Annotated in this window: 13 protein-coding genes, 1 tRNA gene and 1 pseudogene; 10 read left to right on the plus strand and 5 right to left on the minus strand. The window is 49.9% G+C overall.

Annotation, left to right across the window (positions count from 1 at the left end; translation table 11 throughout):
* The 5 genes from ABIE02_RS03400 (at position 1) to ABIE02_RS03420 (ending at position 4,880) form a co-directional block, all read left to right on the plus strand.
* The gene (locus tag ABIE02_RS03400; protein WP_336995037.1) at positions 1 to 1,428 is read left to right on the plus strand and encodes an inositol monophosphatase family protein; all 1,428 of its coding nucleotides are present in this window, start codon (positions 1 to 3) and stop codon (positions 1,426 to 1,428) included.
* Positions 1,418 to 2,452, plus strand: coding sequence for a LacI family DNA-binding transcriptional regulator (locus ABIE02_RS03405; protein WP_032617426.1), 1,035 nt, complete (start codon positions 1,418 to 1,420; stop codon positions 2,450 to 2,452). Before ABIE02_RS03400 ends, ABIE02_RS03405 begins: the two co-directional genes overlap by 11 nt.
* A 321-nt stretch (positions 2,453 to 2,773) precedes the next feature.
* On the plus strand, positions 2,774 to 3,160 hold the full coding sequence (locus ABIE02_RS03410; protein ID WP_163604461.1) for a DUF4102 domain-containing protein: 387 nt from the start codon (positions 2,774 to 2,776) through the stop codon (positions 3,158 to 3,160).
* Positions 3,161 to 3,464: 304 nt separating this feature from the next.
* Positions 3,465 to 4,166: a hypothetical protein gene (locus ABIE02_RS03415; protein WP_032617425.1), complete on the plus strand. Its 702-nt coding sequence runs from the start codon at positions 3,465 to 3,467 to the stop codon at positions 4,164 to 4,166.
* Positions 4,167 to 4,400: 234 nt separating this feature from the next.
* On the plus strand, positions 4,401 to 4,880 hold the full coding sequence (locus ABIE02_RS03420; RefSeq protein ID WP_336995036.1) for an Hcp family type VI secretion system effector: 480 nt from the start codon (positions 4,401 to 4,403) through the stop codon (positions 4,878 to 4,880).
* Between the two features lie 31 nt (positions 4,881 to 4,911).
* Here the strand turns inward: ABIE02_RS03420 and ABIE02_RS03425 are convergent.
* Positions 4,912 to 5,159 (minus strand): annotated as a pseudogene (locus tag ABIE02_RS03425) (penicillin binding protein PBP4B); the annotation flags it as partial.
* A 15-nt stretch (positions 5,160 to 5,174) separates the two neighbouring features.
* The gene (locus ABIE02_RS03430; RefSeq protein WP_032615628.1) at positions 5,175 to 6,554 is read right to left on the minus strand and encodes a carbohydrate porin; all 1,380 of its coding nucleotides are present in this window, start codon (positions 6,552 to 6,554) and stop codon (positions 5,175 to 5,177) included.
* 507 nt (positions 6,555 to 7,061) lie between these two features.
* On the opposite strand from ABIE02_RS03430, the gene ABIE02_RS03435 reads away from it, so the two are divergent.
* The 5 genes from ABIE02_RS03435 to ABIE02_RS03455 all read left to right on the plus strand — a co-directional run bounded on the left by ABIE02_RS03435 (position 7,062) and on the right by ABIE02_RS03455 (position 14,198).
* Complete coding sequence (locus tag ABIE02_RS03435) at positions 7,062 to 8,501, plus strand: MFS transporter (protein WP_163604458.1); 1,440 nt, start codon at positions 7,062 to 7,064, stop codon at positions 8,499 to 8,501.
* A gap of 65 nt (positions 8,502 to 8,566) precedes the next feature.
* The gene (locus ABIE02_RS03440; protein WP_032617421.1) at positions 8,567 to 10,246 is read left to right on the plus strand and encodes a glycoside hydrolase family 43 protein; all 1,680 of its coding nucleotides are present in this window, start codon (positions 8,567 to 8,569) and stop codon (positions 10,244 to 10,246) included.
* 270 nt (positions 10,247 to 10,516) lie between these two features.
* Positions 10,517 to 11,875 (plus strand): MFS transporter, encoded by a 1,359-nt coding sequence (locus ABIE02_RS03445; RefSeq protein WP_285125447.1) that lies wholly within the window; start codon positions 10,517 to 10,519, stop codon positions 11,873 to 11,875.
* A 31-nt stretch (positions 11,876 to 11,906) separates the two neighbouring features.
* Positions 11,907 to 13,262, plus strand: coding sequence for an NAD(P)H-dependent oxidoreductase (locus ABIE02_RS03450; RefSeq protein ID WP_059308334.1), 1,356 nt, complete (start codon positions 11,907 to 11,909; stop codon positions 13,260 to 13,262).
* Positions 13,263 to 13,313: 51 nt separating this feature from the next.
* Positions 13,314 to 14,198, plus strand: coding sequence for an NAD(P)-dependent oxidoreductase (locus tag ABIE02_RS03455; protein ID WP_336995035.1), 885 nt, complete (start codon positions 13,314 to 13,316; stop codon positions 14,196 to 14,198).
* Here ABIE02_RS03455 and ABIE02_RS03460 read toward each other — a convergent pair.
* The 3 genes from ABIE02_RS03460 to ABIE02_RS03470 form a co-directional block, all read right to left on the minus strand.
* Positions 14,191 to 15,195, minus strand: a complete 1,005-nt coding sequence (locus ABIE02_RS03460; protein WP_059308336.1) for a substrate-binding domain-containing protein — start codon at positions 15,193 to 15,195, stop codon at positions 14,191 to 14,193. The two genes, ABIE02_RS03455 and ABIE02_RS03460, sit on opposite strands and share 8 nt — an antisense overlap.
* Before the next feature lie 173 nt (positions 15,196 to 15,368).
* Positions 15,369 to 15,456, minus strand: a tRNA-Ser gene (locus ABIE02_RS03465).
* Positions 15,457 to 15,601: 145 nt separating this feature from the next.
* Positions 15,602 to 17,230 carry an ABC transporter substrate-binding protein gene (locus tag ABIE02_RS03470; protein WP_336995034.1) on the minus strand — a complete coding sequence of 543 codons (1,629 nt, stop codon included), beginning with the start codon at positions 17,228 to 17,230 and terminating at the stop codon, positions 15,602 to 15,604.
* Positions 17,231 to 17,338: the final 108 nt, after the last annotated feature.

Here is a 17,338-nt window from a genome sequence, read left to right on the forward strand (position 1 = left end):
TTGACTACTCATGACATTGAACTGCGGGAAGCTGCGCTGAGGCGCATTATCGTTGACGCCGGGGAGACCGCCCTGCGTTTCTTCCAGTCGCGCAAACCCGGCGAGTATGCGCTGAAGGGCCATCAGGATATCCTGACCGAGGCCGATACCTTCGTTGAAAAACAGGTTCTGACGGCTCTTGCCGGGGCATTCCCGAACGATCTGATCCTCGGTGAAGAGTCCGCCAGCCAGCCTGCCAGCGCGGAGAGCCTGTGGGTGGTGGATCCCATCGACGGTACCGCCAACTTCGCTCGCGGTATCCCCCATTTTTGCGTCTGCATGGCGTGGGTTCGCCAGGGCGTGACCGAGCTGGGGGCGATTTACAACCCGGTCAGCCAGGAGTTGTATCTGGCCCGTCGCGGCCATTACGCCCTGAAAAACGGTCAGCCGTTGCGCTGTACCGCTATTACCGACCCGCAGCGAGCCGCCGTTGAGCTGGGCTGGTCTTCCCGTCACAGCCAGAATCACTACCTGAAGGTGCAGGCCTCATTGCTCAATCTGGGCACTAGCGTGCGCCGGGGCGGTTCCGGGGCGCTGGCGCTGGCCTGGGTGGCGGAAGGCCGTACCGACGGGTATCTCGAAATTCATATGAACGCCTGGGATTGCCTGGCGGGGCTGTTGCTGGTGCGGGAAGCAGGCGGCCTGACGGGCGTGGTTCCTGAAAGTGCCGAAGGGATTTTCAGCGGACTGCCGGTCCTGGCCGCCGCCCCCGGTATTGCGGCTGAACTGGCGGCTGCGGCGGGTATTCCCCTGACGATCGACGCTGAGGCGAAGCCAAGGGCCGGTCATTTCCCCCGCCCGCCCATCAGCCTGATCGCCGAGAATTTTCCCGACTGGGAGGTGGATATTTATATCGGCGGTTCCAGCGGAGTGAGCGATGCGGCCCTGCTGGCGGAACATGATATCGGGATCGTGATTAACTGCGCGGTGAATCTTGATATCGACTGGGTGTCGCACCCGGAAGCCAGCGCGCCTGTACAGCTGCTTACTCATGGTTCAGGCCCGGTCCGCTATTACAAGCTGGGGCTGGTGGATGGCGAAGGCAATGCCCCTGAAATGCTGCACGCCGGTTATCAGCTGATGCGTTCGGCCCTGCTCCAGCAGATCCCGGATAAAGCCTCTTACCGAAACCGCAAGCGCGGCAATATCCTCGTCAACTGTCGCGGTGGGCGGAGTCGTTCCGTCGCTCTGGTGGCGCTGTTTATGCATCTGGAGTGCCCGGCGCGCTTCCCGACCCTTGAGTCCGCCATCGATCTGATCCGCGACCGACGCCAGCTCCACCCGGACGAGTGGTATGAAACGCCGAAGCCGTCGCTGATCCGCCTGGCCGAACATGCCATTATCCGCGAACGGGCCATCGCCGGAGTGGAACAGCGTCATGAGCAATAACAGCCTGAGGAAAAACCCTGGCTTCGCCAGCGCCACCGAGGTGGCGCGCCTGGCGGGGGTCTCCCGTTCCGCGGTGTCGCGGACCTTTACGCCGGGCCGCAGCGTCTCTGAGGATACCCGGCGCAAGGTGCTGGCCGCTGCCGAAGCGCTGAATTACCACGTAAACCATCTGGCGCGGGGGCTTTCCCGGGAGGAGAGCCGCCCGGTCTGTATTCTGGGCGGCAATCTGTCGTTCCCCTGGCAGGCCAGCCTGCTAGACCACCTGACCCGCCGCCTGCACCATGCCGGACGCGCGGTGATGGTGATCAATACCGACGACGACGAAGCGAGTGCCAGAGAGGCATTGCAACAAACGCTGAATTACCGCTCAACCGCCACCATCGTGCTGTCGGGCAAACCGCCCGCGTCCCTGATAGAACTCTGCCTGCAGAGTGGACAGCAGGTGATAGCGATCAACCGCATGGGGCAGTTCCCCAGCGCGGACAATATTGATATCGACTACAGTTCGACGATGAAGGAAGCCCTGGACCACCTGATGGCTGCACAATGCCGCCGTCTGGCTATTGTCTCCTCCTCCGCCCGCTCCCCGAGCATGATTACCCGTGAAACGCGCTTTCTGGCGGCCGCGGCCGAAGCGAGCGCCGGGGTCACGCTTATCCGCCCCGGCAGCGCCAGTTACCAGACCGGCGTCCTCGCTGCCCGTGAGTTGCTCAACCAGCCATCGCCGCCGGACGGCGTCTTTTGCGTCACGGACCTCATCGCCTGCGGCTTTATCGATGCCGCACGCCACGAGTTTGGCCTGCGTATTCCAGAGGACATCCGCGTTATTGGTTTTGATGATATCGACCAGGCAAGCTGGCTGGGGTATCAGCTGACCACCTTCGCTCAGCCGCTGGCAGAGATGGCGGAGGCCGCCTGTGAGATGTTGCTCGCCGCGGATGCCGAAAAACCGGCCAGCCGGGTTTTCAGGGCGACGCTGGTGAAACGGGGAACGACGGGCCCTGCCGGGTACGGTGCAGCCTGATGCCCTCCCCCCGGCCCTCTCCCACGGGGAAGCATGTCAAAACAATTGAACAAAGAGCGAGATAATTAAAGTTAGAAAACGTTAATTTAATTCATTTTTAGCCGTTGCATGAGTAAGTTTTGCTCATTACGTTAAAGTTTAAGAAACCGTTTTTTTTAACTCGTTTTGAACTTTAACTGCGAATAAATCTGCACTTATTATGCAAAGGATATGAATAATGCAAATCAACCTTACTACGAAAGCACCAGAGAACTTTTCCCCTAAAGCCGCCGCTTATATAGCTTATCATGCAAGCGGCGAACGAGGCACAGGACGGGTCGGGTGCGCGTCGATCTATATGGACGTAAAACATTTCTCTATCGCCATTTTGTTGGGAAAATAGCAATATTTCTGACACCAGGTGAATACCCGGCAATGTCTATTAGTAGCGCACTTGAGACGTTCGAAAACCTTTCTTCATGCTCGGATGTGATCAAAGTTACTAACACAAGCGGTACGCTTGCAGATCTGTTTGAGGCACACAAAACCGATTTTATTGCTTCTGGTAAACCGGATGAAGAGTCCGTTGCCCCTACAAAATTTATGAATAGCGATTTCCTGACGGATAATATTAAACGCTTTTGTGAGAGAAAGAGTGTTGATTTATTTATTCCGAGAGATTATTTCCGCACCTTTTCAAATATTGGACGAACAATTGAAAATCACTAAAGAAATTCGTCAATAAATTCAGCATCATGATTTACATGACGTATCATCGATTCATTATGATAGAAATTATTATAAACAGGAAAAACTGTAAGCGCGTTTGAAATGGGAAAATAAGCTTAAAGACATAATAATCCATTAATAACCAAGAATTATATTGATCACATTTATTGTTGAAGGCCACCTATCTACCACAATAATAGATAGGTGGCCTTAATTTTATTCTTTGTTTGAATTGAGAACAAGATCACTTTTCTTTTATCGGTGATTGCTCAATGATCGAATCATTAAATCAAAGGAGTTAGTTATGTATTATAGCGAAGAAATTATTAAAAAAATTGGAACTGATAAAGAGCTAGCTGTACGATTAGACAAAGCGCTAGTTGGAGTTAAAGAGGGAGTTGTCGATTATTTAAATGGTCTTGAAGATGGTACAACACGATTACTTTATTATACCTCTTGTCTTACAGACAACTATCAAGATGTATGTAATAAGATTTTCTCTGAGGATAAAAGATTTTTATTTTCTCTGCGTGAACTGATAAAACATCGGGACGTTATATTACGAATGATTAAAATATATATAGAAACAATTCTAAAAAATAAGAGTGAAGAAAAAAAGAAAACAATCCTTGAGAAATTAACACCATTTACCACAAACTACTCCATTAAACACATTTCAAAAAATGGTTTAATCTATGCTGTCGCATCCTATATATGCCACGGTAACAAGATGAATTTAGCAGTTCAAAATGCATTAATGAAAAAAATTGGCGGTAGAGTCGGATGGGGGATAGCAGGAATAAATGTTTATGGTCTTGTTCAACATGCTTCTGAAAGTGCAGATAATCTAAAAAATTTCTGCCCACTATTTTATAATGCTTTATATACAGAGGGAGTAGAGATGATGTATTTCTTGATAGAACCGATCATCATGAAATCAGGGTACTTAAATATTAACTCAGCCTCTGATGAAGAAATTACCAGAGCATTAAAAAGAATGATGTGATAATGTTTAATTTAATAAGTAATTTTCTAAGGCGTTGTATTAAAAGATTTTTTATTAGCATTAAAGATGATTGTATTAACGATATCATAGGTTATGGGGTGGTTTTTATTATTATGATAATTTCCATTTCTGTATCGGCGCTTGTCAACAATAATAAAGTTGCGTTTATAATTATCGTTCTGATGATTGTGATTATTTTTTCATTAGTGTTTTTTCATAAAGGGAAAAAATAAAATGTCTATACCAGCACATATTTGGCTTACCGATGAAAATAACTCACCTGTAATTGGTGAATGTTTAATGCCAACACGATTGGGTTCAACTGAGCTTAAATCGTTCAATCATTCTGTTTGGATTCCTACAGATCATAATACAGGGAAGCTAACTGGAACACGTCTTCATCTTCCTATCACATTTGAAAAAGAAATTGATCGCATCACGCCATATTTATTCAGAGGTGTATGCACTGGCAGAATATTTAAAGAAGCTATAATAAAAATGTATAGAATCAATGAAGCAGGCATAGAGATAGAATATTTTAACATAACATTAAGAAATGTGAAAATAACAAGAATCTCTCCAGTTTTATTTCCTCTGGGAGTTGCAAGTAAACATATGGAGGAAGTTGAAATCCGTTATGAATCTATCGAATGGAAATATTGTGATGGGAATATAATATTTAATGACACCTGGAATGGAACAGCAGTAGCATAAAAAAGGGACTCTCACGAGTCCCTTATCTATTTTACTTCAATGCCCCGTATACCTGATCAACAATCCAGCCGTATGTGGTTACGGGTAATAGTCCACTGATAAACACAGTTGGATTGATTTCAGGTCAACTACCGGGGAATACGGTCTGTTGCCGGGAATAACGTTAGCCATGTGATTAACAGCATCGATAGCCGTCAGCGTTCCTGTCCATCCGGTGTGTCCATAAGTTTCTTTACTGGCTAACACCCCGAATGCAGGGGTCTTTGAAGCGTTGCCGTTTTGCTTTTACCTTGCCTAGAACCAGGCTTCCCACATCGCGCCGACGTTGAAGTCGTCCAGCGTTTCATCCCGGGTGTTGTTCACGCGGGCGGTGCGCTCGTTATCCACCTTGCCGCCGGTAACGTAGAAGCGCAGCATCGGACGGAACTCCGGCCCCATGGCGATGGACATGTTCTGTGACAGGGTCAGCTTCCAGCCCTTGTTATCCCCGCCGTTGTCGTAATCCACATGCTGCCAGCCCGCTTCCAGCCAGGTGGAGTGAACGTCGTTCCACCAGTGCATCGGACGCACGATGGCGTTGTAGTTCTTACGGTTGTCGGTATTGTCCCGGCTGTTGTCATAGTCGTGGAAGGCCAGCAGGTACTCCACCTGGGTCGCCTGGGTGAACTTGTACAGCCCTTCGAAGCTGGCGTAGACCGTGGTCAGATCCTCGGTTTTGTTGTACACGCTGTTGTCAGCGTTATCAGAGTAACGGGCGATCACCTTGTTCACGCCGCTGTCACTGGTGTGGCTCAGGACCACGCCACCCTGCCAGGCGTTGGTCCGCTCTTCGGTGTCGATGGCTTTCGAGTCAAAACCGTAGTTGGCGTACAGCTCCAGGTCGATCGGGCCGAGCTTCATGCCGTGAATTTTGGAGGTGGCCGCGTAGTTGCCTTTGTCCCCGGTGCCGGAGCCGCCGGTACAGGTGATGCGCGACGGGTTAGCTTCGTCGTCCATCACTTCCGGGCTGCAGGATTCGACTGCCGCCACGGTGGCCACGTCAAACTGCACCCCGCCGATGTCGAAGTTCTTCACCCCGGCACCCTGGCCGTCGTGGTTCATCCAGAAGTAGTCGTTGATGCCCTGCTGCGGACGCTGGTGGAAATCACGCCCGGCCCAGATATAGGCGTTCGGGTTGGATGCCAGAATGTTGGTCACCCCGGCGTAGGCTTTTTTCAGGTTCACCTCGTCGCCCCAGTGGTCGATCATCACGTTGACGTCCCAGATGGCGCCGTTTTCGCCCTTAAAGGCTTTCGAGAGCTGGAACTCGCCGCCGTTGCCTTCGTTCCCCAGACGGCCAATGGCCGAGGCGCCGTTGTAGGATCCGTCCACCGCGACGTATTTCTGGTCGGCCGCCTGGAAGTGCGCGCCGTAGCGGGCATAGCCGGTAAATTTAATGCCGAACGGGATGGCCATATCCGGGGACTGGGCGGCGCTCTGCGGCTCGGTCACCACGTCGGCCTTTTTCGCCACCGCAGCATCCATTTTTGCCTGGCGCTCGGCCAGGGCTTTGTCCACCGCTTTGGCCACAATGGCGTCGATTTGCTCCTGCGTGAATTCCTGGGCGAGGACAGAAACCGGGCAAAGCGCGGCGATAACCGCCATTGTTAATGGAAGTTTTTTAATCATATTCATGGTTATCTCAATATATTTAAATTTTATTCAGACAATAACCACCCCGTTCCGCATTGACAGAATATGTCGCTGTCATCAGAACAGGTTGATTTTTATTTTTTATAGGGCCAGAGGTACACACTATTATCGTAAGGCTATCTCCTTCTCAGCATTATTGATGTCAAATTCAATAGCGCAGGCGCGCTCAGGAAGCGGCCAATAATCGGCTGAGACATACCCTCTATTTTCCTCGCCGGTAGCTCAATTACGTTATTTCACTATTGGAGTAAGATAATCCTCAAACGTGAACCGTGTCGCAAAAATACCCTTATATTTCCACCACATTGATAACCCTGCATCTGAACTATTTAAGGGTTTTAAATAAACCTGTGCTCGACGATCACAGAAGTAAAAAAACATAATTACTTAATTTAAAAACGTAATGGATTCTCCCGGGCTACCTGTGTCAGAAAGAGCCTAACATTCATAAAACAAATCGGAGATCGGATTAGAATGAGTAAAACGATAATGCAAAGCCGGCATGATGAATATCATAAATTATCTCGCGGGGAGCGCATTGGCTACGGGATGGGGGATTTTGCGCAAAACCTGGTGTTTGGCACGATTGGTGGTTTTCTGGCGCTTCACATGTTGACGGTAAATACCATCGGTACCGCCACGGCAGGCTTCATATTTCTTTTTGTCCGCATCATCAATGTGTTTTGGGATCCGATGGTCGGCACCTATGTTGATAAAAGAAGTTCAGCGGCGGGCAAGTACCGCCCCTGGATTTTAAGGGCAGGCGTTCCGCTCGTTATTCTTTCCGCGTTACTTTTTGCGCCTATTCCTGGCGTCAGAGGTTCCGTTCCCTTCGCCTTTATCGTTTATCTGGCACTGGATCTCGTTTATTCCGTGGTGAACATTCCTTATGGTTCACTGAATGCGTCTTTGACCCGAGATCCTGAGTCTATTGATAAACTGACCAGTACGCGCATGATGCTGGCAAACAGCGCCAACCTTCTGGTCTATACCCTCTTCCCCATGTTTGTCCAAATGGCCTCCCCCAAGGATCGCAGCCTTAAGGATACGGGTTTCTTTGGGCTTGAGCTGAATATGGGGAACTATACCGATCCTTCAGCGAATTACGCCTGGTTTGGGGTTTACGCGGTCTACATGGTCATCGGTGCGGTGGCACTTTTCATTTGCTATAAATTCACCAAAGAACGTGTTGTTGCCTCTGCAGAACAAACGGCCAACGTTAAAACCACAGATTTATTCCTCGAACTCAAAAATAACCGCCCATTGGTTATTCTTGGCCTCTTTTTCATGCTGGCCTTTACATTCATGTTCTTCATGAACACGGTGAATGGCTTTTTCAATCAGTACGTTGTCGGCCATTCTGAATGGATGGGTGCCGTTGGCCTTGTCGCGTCAATTCCGGGTATTTTGTTCCCCATTTTCTGGCCAAAACTGAAAAAAATCTTTGGTAAAAAAGGGTTCTTCCACATCTTCCTGGGCATGTTTATTGTGGGGGAATTATTGACTTACGTTTGGTCACGCGAAGGTATGCATGATGCACTCTGGCTGGCTTACATCGCCACCTTCATTAAACAATGGGGCTTAACCTCGGCGACCGGATTCATGTGGGCACTGGTCCCGGAAGTGATTGCATATGGTGAATTAAAATCAGGCAAGCGCAATGCCGCCATCATTAATGCCATTATGGGCCTCTTTTTCAAGATTGGTTTTACTATCGGCGGTGCGATTCCACTGTGGTTACTGGCTGTTTATGGCTTTAACGAAACAGGGGCGCAGCAAAGTGCGAACGCTATCGACGGAATAATTGTTACCGCGGTCTGGATCCCCATTGTTTTAGCCTTTATCTCGATGATCGTTATTCACATTTATCCTATCTCAGATAAACATGTCACCGACATTAATCGTCAGCTTGATGAGATCCGCGTGTAGTTTTAGATTCATCTTAAAGTCTTAGAAAAATTGAAGTCAGAAAAACATTAAAAAGGTAGAATGATATGTCGCTTATTCAGAACCCTGTACTGCCTGGTTTTAACCCAGACCCCAGCATTATCCGTGTTGGAGATACCTACTATATTGCCAACTCCACGTTTGAGTGGTTTCCCGGCGTTCGTTTACATGAATCCAAAGACCTGCAAAACTGGAATCTGCTGCCCAGCCCATTATCAACCACCGCGCTTTTAGATATGCGAGGCAATCCTTCGTCAGGGGGAATTTGGGCACCGGCGCTCTCTTACGCTGACGGCAAATTCTGGCTGGTTTATACAGATGTGAAAATTACAGAAGGTGCTTTTAAGGACATGACCAATTATCTGACCACCGCCACAGATATTCGTGGTCCCTGGACAGATCCTGTCAAACTTAACGGCGTGGGTTTTGATGCATCACTCTTCCATGATGATGATGGGCGTAAATACCTTGTGCAACAAACCTGGGACCACCGGGAGTATCATCATCCCTTTGATGGCATTACCTTAACTGAGCTGGATACCCGAACACTAAAATTAAAACCCGAGACAGCGCGGACTATTTATCGTGGTACTGCCGTTGCACTTGTTGAGGGGCCACATCTCTATAAACTGAACGGCTATTACTATCTTTTCGCTGCTCAGGGCGGGACTGTGTTTACCCACCAGGAAGTGGTGGCGCGCTCCAGAACCTTAGATGCCAACAGCTTTGAAACAGAACCGGGAGAGGTATTCTTAACGAACGTCGATACCCCCGACAGCTATATTCAGAAGCAGGGGCATGGTGCGTTGGTTTCGACCCCCGGGGGTGAATGGTATTATGCCTCGCTTTGCGCGCGTCCCTGGAATCGTCCCGGTGAATCCGCCTACGATCCCCGCGGCTGGTCAACGCTGGGCCGTGAAACCTCTATTCAGAAAGTCTACTGGGATGAAGATGGCTGGCCACGTATTGTAGGCGGCCACGGTGGAAAGACCTTTGTCGAAGGGCCAGCCGATGCCATTCATACCGAGAGCGCGAAAGACCATAGCCAGCACGATAATTTCACCAGTGCGATGCTCGATATTAACTGGAATACCCTTCGTGTCCCGTTCACCGAAAAAATGGGTACCACAGGCGATGGAAAGCTGACGTTAACGGGGCAAGGGTCTTTAGCGAACACCCATGACCTTTCTCTGATTGCCCGACGCTGGCAGGCTTTTTATTTTGATGCTCAGGTTAAGGTCAAATTTAATCCATTTAGTTATCAGCAAATGGCAGGCTTGACCAATTATTATAATGACCGTCACTGGAGTTTCGTTTTCATCACCTGGAATGAAATTAATGGCCCGGTGATTGAAATCGGTGAAAATAACCGCGGGAAATATACCTCTTATCTGAAAGATAACGCCATCAAAATTCCTGAAGGCACAGAATATGTTTGGTTCCGCACGAAAGTGCGCAAGGAAAGTTATACCTATGAATACAGCTTTGATGGCGTCACTTTCACGGAGATTCCGGTCAAGCTGGATGCCGCTGTTCTCTCAGATGATTATGTCCTGCAAAGCTATGGTGGGTTCTTTACCGGGGCGTTCGTGGGTCTCGCGGTCGTCGATTACTCGGGTTACGAGATTAGCGCAGATTTTTATGATTTCGCGTACCAGGAACTTGGCGATAGGTTGACGGCAAATGGCGCGTATAGCTGGGAGGCCAGCGAATCACGGTTTAATTAAAGGCTGACAAACCTACGTTATCGCAACGATAACGTAGGTTTACTCCAGAACAGGCTTACGTATCCCACTTCGTCCCCGCCCATGGTTAAAGTTTTTACCACTCGTTAACCTGGTCACAATTTTTTAACTTTCCATGCTCTTCTCTTGACTGTTTCCCTCTCAGTCGTAAAACTCATGAAAAAGTAAAACGTTTTACTTTTTGATAAGACTGTCGCGGTATTCATGCTTTTTCCGTGATTTTCAGTGGGTTAAACACTACTGGGATACATCATGAAACATGTAGAAGAGTTCGATAGTACGCTGGCAGGTGTGGGTGTCATGCCTGAGCCAGACAAGTCAGAAATTTCATCGCTGGCAAGTGGTGCGATAAGAAAAGCCAAATTCCGGCTGATGCCCCTGATACTGCTGATGTATCTGCTCGCGTTTATAGATCGTTCAAATATCGGCATGGCCGCGTTAACCATGAATCAATCCCTGGGACTGACGCCTGAACATTTTGGCTTTGCTGTCGGTATATTTTCTTTTGGTTATATCCTGTTTGAAATTCCCAGCAACGTGTTGCTGGAACGATACGGTGCACGCTTCTGGTTAGCCCGAATTATGATCACATGGGGCATCATTTCCATGGCGATGGCGTTTGCACAGGGCGTCGTGACACTCAGTATCTTACGTTTTTTACTGGGCGTGGCTGAAGCGGGTCTTGCCCCTGGTATTGTTTTCTATCTCACTACCTGGTTCCCCAAAAAAGAACTGGCTAAGGTTTTTTCTATTTACTACCTGGGTGTTCCGCTGGCTGCAATTATTGCCAACCCAATCTCGGGCTACATTCTGGATAATTTCCATAATGTCGGCGGGCTGGAGAGCTGGCAGTGGCTGTTTTTAATTGAAGGCTGCCCACCGGTAATCTTGTCAGTTATTGTTTTCCTTTATCTTACTGATAAACCGTCCAAAGCATCCTGGCTTAAACCCGAAGAACGTCAGGCCTATCAGGATCTGATGGAAAAAGATCAACACGCTACCTTGTCCGTAGGGCACTCCGGTTTCAGGGAGATGATCAAAGATCGACGCGTCTGGATCCTGGGGATGGCCTATTTCTTCACCGTCATTGGTCTTACAGGCCTGGGTTTCTGGATGCCGCAGTTCATTAAGCGCTTCGATTATTCAGATACGGTTGTCGGTATGCTGGGAACTATTCCCTATATTGCTGGTGCAGTCGTGATGTGCTGGTGGTCGAATCATTCTGATAAAACCGGTGAAAGAACCTGGCATTTTATTATCCCTTCGCTGGTATTTTCTTTCGGTTTTGTGATCGCAGCCATCAGCGATTCACCTGTGATTTCTATGTTGGGATTAACAATATCGACGATAGGAATGCTGTCGTGCGTTCCGACGTTTTATACCCTTCCCGCCTCATTCCTTACCAGCCGGGGCTGTGCCGGTGGCATGGCACTGATTAATTCGATTGGCAATATTGGTGGGTTCTTCGGCCCCTTCCTGGTTGGCCTCACCATCTCCATTACCGGTAAATCACAAAACGGCCTCTACCTGTTGTCCGTTCTGGTTTTGTTCTCGCCGTTGCTGATTTATCTCATGAGCAGAAGTCGCCGTCAGGTTGCTGGCTGGCGTTAATCCATCACATCCCCCTGTAAAGGAGTAGAAAATGAACTTAGCAGCATTGTTAGCTGAGCGTGCCTGTGCCGTAAAATCGGGTTCAGCACAACCTGTTCGTGTGGGTATTATCGGCGCCGGCAAATTTGGTTCGATGGTACTGGCCCAACTGCGACATCTTGAAGGGTTACACGTGGTGGCAGTGGCAGACCTCGATATTAAGAAAGCCCGTGCAGCACTGGCTCGTGTGGGATGGCCAGAAACGCAGTATCAGGCACAAAACATCGATGCAGCCTTGCGCGAAGGCACTACCTGCATCGTGGAGGATGCAGAACAGCTGATCCGTTGTGAGCAAATCAATTGCATTGTGGAGGCGACGGGACACCCCCTGGCAGGAACGCGTCACGCTCTTCATGCAGTCGAACATCACAAGCATGTGGTCATGGTCAATGTGGAAGCCGATGTACTGTGCGGGCCTTTGATCGCTGACCGTGCGCGCCAGAACGGAGTGATCTACAGCATGGCTTATGGTGATCAACCGGCGATCATTTGCGAACTGGTTGACTGGGCTAAAGCCTGCGGCTTTGAAATCGTTGCTGCGGGTAAAGGAATGAATTACGAGCCTCGGTACCGTTACTCTACCCCGGATACCGTATGGGGATTTTTTGGCTGGTCTGACGAAGAGGTCGCGGCCGGAGACTTTAATCCTAAAATGTACAACTCGTTTACCGATGGCACCAAAGCGGCTATCGAAATGGCCGCCGTCGCCAACGCGACTGGATTAGACTGCCCTGATAATGGGCTGGAATTTCCTCCTGCGGGGGTGCATGACCTGGCCCGCGTTTTCTCGCCAGAATCGGATGGCGGGCGACTGAGCCGAAGTGGGCTTGTTGATATCGCTGCCAGTCAGGAACCTGACGGACGTGAGGTGCTTAACAATATACGCTACGGCGTCTTCGTGACGTTCAAAGCCCGCGATGAATATAGTCGCGCCTGTTTTAAACAGTACGGATTACTCACTGACCCAAGTGGCTGGTACGCATCCATGTGGCGCCCATTCCATCTGATTGGTCTGGAAACCAGTATCAGTATTCTCTCTGCGGTATTACGAGGAGAAGCTACTGGTACCGCGTTAAGCTTCAGAGGCGATGCGGTTGCAACGGCAAAACGCGACCTTAAAGCGGGTGAAATGCTGGACGGTGAAGGTGGGTTCACCGTCTGGGCTAATGCCTTACCTGCCAGCATCAGTGTGGCGCAGGACTTCTTGCCTATGGGGCTGGCCCATCATGTCCGACTGGTGAAAGATGTCGCAAAAGATAAGGCGATTCGTTTCAGCGATGTCCATTTTGACAACAATCTGGACATCGTCGAACTGCGTAAGCAAATGGTCAGTCTTGCGGGATTATAAATGATGGCAATCCCCGTAACGGCCTAAGTTGCGGGGATATCTGGAGGACACATGAAGAGTCAAATACGTATTGGTTTGTTGGGGACCGGATTGATGGGACAACCGGTAGCGCGTCGACTTGCCGCTGCCGGATATTCGGTCGCGGTGTGGAACAGGTCGCCAGAAAAAGCGCTGCCATTAACCCGCGCGGGTATAACGATCAAACAATCTTCCGCGCAATTACTTGCTGACAGTGACGTCATCATCTGTCTGTTGAGCGATGCAACAGCCTGCGACCAGGTCATATTCAACCAGGATGCACTTCATAGCGTGGGTAAAAATACCACCATTATCATGATGAGTACGCTCTCCCCTGACATTGTTGTTGAACAAGCACGTAAGGCAAGCAGCGTCCAGGCTCACTATATCGACATGCCTGTTTCCGGCGGAACGATAGGAGCAGAGAAGGGTTCACTGTCATTAATGGCTGGAGGTGACAGAGAAATCGTTGATAGTCTTCGCCCTTTGCTCTCACATCTGGGGAAAGTGACACATGTCGGAGGCGTTGGAGCCGGTCAACTCACAAAACTTGCCAACCAAATCATTGTCGCCGGAACCTTAAGTTTATTGTCGGAAGCATTTACTCTCGCTCAACAAGGCGGTGCCGATCCGGCAAAGGTACGCGAAGCCCTGCTGGGGGGGTTTGCAGATTCCACCTTGCTGCAACACCAGGGCGAACGAATGGTTAAAGGAGACTTTGAGGCGCGAGGTGCTGCAAAGTGGCAGCTTAAAGATACGCGTAGTGCTGTGGCACTGGCGAAGCAACTTGATTTGACCCTCCCTTTGACTGAAACCGTGAATCAACTCTTTAGCCAGATGATTGATGCCGGAGAGGGTGAGCTGGATCATTGCGCCATCATTAAGCAAATTCAGCGTTTAAATAACGTCCTTATTTAATCCATGAAACACTTTCACGTTTAATTAAGGTACTGTCGAGTTCACAGGGTGTTTGCTGTTCCCCGGATAAACTCAAAAGCGCTTTATTGGCGAGTTCTTCGAGGGGATGTTTTATGACGCTAATGGATGGACTCAGCAGTCGACTCCAGTGGCTGTCATGATAAACAATTAATGAAAGATCGTCGGGTATCGATAACTTTAGCTCCCGAATACGCGACATAATGACTGGCGCTATTGAGGTATTGCCAATGATAATTGCTGTCGGTGGGTCTTCAAGCGATAGCAATTCATCAAGCGACTGGCTGGCTAGCGGATCGCGAAAATTTTTCACCACAATAAGCTGGGTATTACATTCAATCCCATTCGCCTCAAGGCCTTTCTTGTAGCCTTCCAGTCTTTGCAAAGAGGTGGAGGTATTAAGAGGTCCGCTTATCCATCCAATGCGCCGATGACCCTGTTCTGCCAGATAAGATGTCGCCTGTCGAGCGGACGTTTCATTATTAAAACCAATCACATTGGCGCGAGTAAAATCCTCCAGATAGCGATCGATGAAGACGATTGCGATCCCCATATCACTGATCGACTGCCACATGTCCTTATTAGCACTTGTCGGCGTTGCGATGATGGCTTTGACCCGCTTTTGCATCAACATTTCCAGGCTTTCTCGCTCGAGAAGCGGATCTTCCTGAGTCGTGACCAGAATGACATTCATCGCCAGTTCACGAGCACGTCGAACGATAAGATCAGAGATCTCAGAGAAAAACTCGTTACTGATGTCGGCCACCACTAAGCCAATAGTGTTATTCAGGCTGGTCTTGAGTTCACGCGCGGCGCTCTGCGGGGTATAACTAAGCGTTTGCATGGCAGCAATAATACGCTGACGGGTACGTTCAGAAACTGAACCGGTTCCGGGATTCAATACGCGGGACACTACGCCGATTGAAACGTCGGCTAAAGCAGCGACATCTTTGATGGTGCTTTTCTTTTTATCAACCAATGCAACACTTAGCCTCAGGTCCGCAGGATAGATAATTTCATGTTAGAGCAATCATGTTTCAATGAACATTGATATTTGGCTATAAACAGACCGGATGAGCACAGAGTTGTTATTCGACAGACAAATCAAAAAGCAAAAGCCCTGCGATATTGCTATCGCAGGGCTTTCTAATTTGGCGGAAGCGTAGAGATTCGAACTCTAGAACCCTTTCGGGTCGCCGGTTTTCAAGACCGGTGCCTTCAACCGCTCGGCCACGCTTCCTAAGTGAGGCGAACTATAAACACCTCTGTGTGCCCTGTAAAGTACGAGCACAATCGTTCGCCTGAAAAATAGTCAAAATGCGTTTAATCGGTTGAATAGACGACATTCTGACCATTTTATCAGCACAAAATCTTACTGCCGCGCCTTAGTGCTTTTTGATGTACATATCTTTGGTGAAATAGTAACCCAGCTTATCCGGCGTGAAGCCCCCTACCCACGGCTTGATCAGGTGGGTGCGAACGTAGTGGTAGACCGGGATCGCCGGTACGTCCCGGGCCAGCAGATCTTCGGCCTGCTGGTAGAAGGTGCCGCGCTCGGCGGTGGTCTTCGCTTTTGCGGCATTGACCAGCGCCTCGTCATAGGCCGGATTGCTGTACTGGCTGGTGTTCTCGCTGTCACCAGTACGGAAGTTATTCAGGAAGGTGGCGGCATCGTCGTAATCAGCGATCCACGCGTAGCGCACCGCGTCAAAGTTGTGGGTGTGCATGGTGTCCAGCATCGTTTTCCACTCCTGGTTTTGCAGCTTCGCCTCTACGCCGAGGTTTTTCTTCCACATCGAGCTGGCGGCGATGGCAATGCGCTGGTGCGACTCCGAGGTGTTATACAGCAGCTTGAAACTCAGCGGATGGCTGTCGTTATAGCCCGCCTCGTTCAGCAACTTCTTCGCTTCGGCAATGCGTTTCTCCAGCGGCCAGCTGGCGTAGTCCGGGCTGTTGAGTTTGACGCCACCGATATCCGGCTGGCTGATGACCCACGCCGGGCGCTGCCCCTGCCCTAACACTTTACCGGCGATAATGTCTTTATCCAGCGCCAGATTCAGCGCCTTGCGCACGCGCGGGTCATTAAACGGTGGACGCGTAGTGTTGAACTCATAGTAGTAAGTCGCCAGCTGCGGGGAGACATCCAGCTCACTGCCCATCGTTTTTTGTAGCTGGGCAAACTGGTTGATCGGCACGGTATAGACAATATCAATTTCGTCCGCCTTGTAGCGGTTCACGTCCGATGCTTCGGAGGTGATGGGCAGGTACGTTACTTTGTTGATGACGGTATGGGCGTTATCCCAGTAGCGCGGGTTGCGCTTGGCGATGATCCGTTCGTTGACCACCCACTGACTGAGGGTGTAGGCCCCGCTGCTGACAAAGTGCTCCGGCTTGGTCCACTTATCGCCATAGCGGCCAATCAGCACCTTATCGACCGGCACAAGCGACGGATGCGCCAGCATGGCAAGGAAGGCCGCGTTAGGCTGGGTCAGCGTCACTTCCAGGGTGGTGTCGTTCAGGGCTTTGACCCCCAGGGTGTCGGGCGTTTTTTTGCCCTGGGCGATGTCGGCGGCGTTCACCAGGTGCATGTTGCCGAGGTAGCTGGCATACGGCGAGGCGGTTTTCGCATCCACCAGCCGTTGCCAGCTCCAGACCACGTCCTGAGCGGTGATGGCAGTACCGTCGCTCCAGGTAATGCCCGGGCGGAGATGGAACGTCCAGACGGTATTGTCTTTGTTCTCCCATTTTTCCGCCAGCCGCGGCTGGATCTCCCCTTCTGGCGAGACGCTGACCAGCCCTTCGAACAAATCGCTGATAATATTGAATTCGACATCGCTTTCGACCTTATGCGGATCGAGCGATGCCGGTTCATTGCCATTATTCCTGACCAGTTCCTGCTTCTCTGCCAGCTCTGTTCCTGCCGGTACGCTGGCGGCAAAGGCCGTTGCGCTTGCGCAAAGGAACCCTGTCGTCAGCAAAGAGAGTGTAAATGTAGCGCGTGATGATGGTTTCATGTCCTTCGCCTTATAGTTTAGTTTTGACGATGCAAAATAACTCTTAGCGTTGCGGCTGGAATAAGGCAATATATTTCAGTGACCTATAAGAGCTTGATCTGATTAATC

The organism is Leclercia sp. 1548 (assembly GCF_050435045.1).
Taxonomy (GTDB): Bacteria; Pseudomonadota; Gammaproteobacteria; order Enterobacterales; family Enterobacteriaceae; genus Enterobacter; species Enterobacter adecarboxylatus.

Coding starts and splice junctions, on each gene's coding strand:
- ABIE02_RS03455 (WP_336995035.1), top strand. CDS start 13,314: ATGAAGAGTCAAATACGTATTGGTTTGTTGGGGACCGGATTGATGGGA.
- ABIE02_RS03450 (WP_059308334.1), top strand. CDS start 11,907: ATGAACTTAGCAGCATTGTTAGCTGAGCGTGCCTGTGCCGTAAAATCG.
- ABIE02_RS03440 (WP_032617421.1), top strand. CDS start 8,567: ATGTCGCTTATTCAGAACCCTGTACTGCCTGGTTTTAACCCAGACCCC.
- ABIE02_RS03415 (WP_032617425.1), top strand. CDS start 3,465: ATGTATTATAGCGAAGAAATTATTAAAAAAATTGGAACTGATAAAGAG.
- ABIE02_RS03445 (WP_285125447.1), top strand. CDS start 10,517: ATGAAACATGTAGAAGAGTTCGATAGTACGCTGGCAGGTGTGGGTGTC.
- ABIE02_RS03435 (WP_163604458.1), top strand. CDS start 7,062: ATGCAAAGCCGGCATGATGAATATCATAAATTATCTCGCGGGGAGCGC.
- ABIE02_RS03470 (WP_336995034.1), bottom strand. CDS start 17,230: ATGAAACCATCATCACGCGCTACATTTACACTCTCTTTGCTGACGACA.
- ABIE02_RS03405 (WP_032617426.1), top strand. CDS start 1,418: ATGAGCAATAACAGCCTGAGGAAAAACCCTGGCTTCGCCAGCGCCACC.
- ABIE02_RS03420 (WP_336995036.1), top strand. CDS start 4,401: ATGTCTATACCAGCACATATTTGGCTTACCGATGAAAATAACTCACCT.
- ABIE02_RS03430 (WP_032615628.1), bottom strand. CDS start 6,554: ATGAATATGATTAAAAAACTTCCATTAACAATGGCGGTTATCGCCGCG.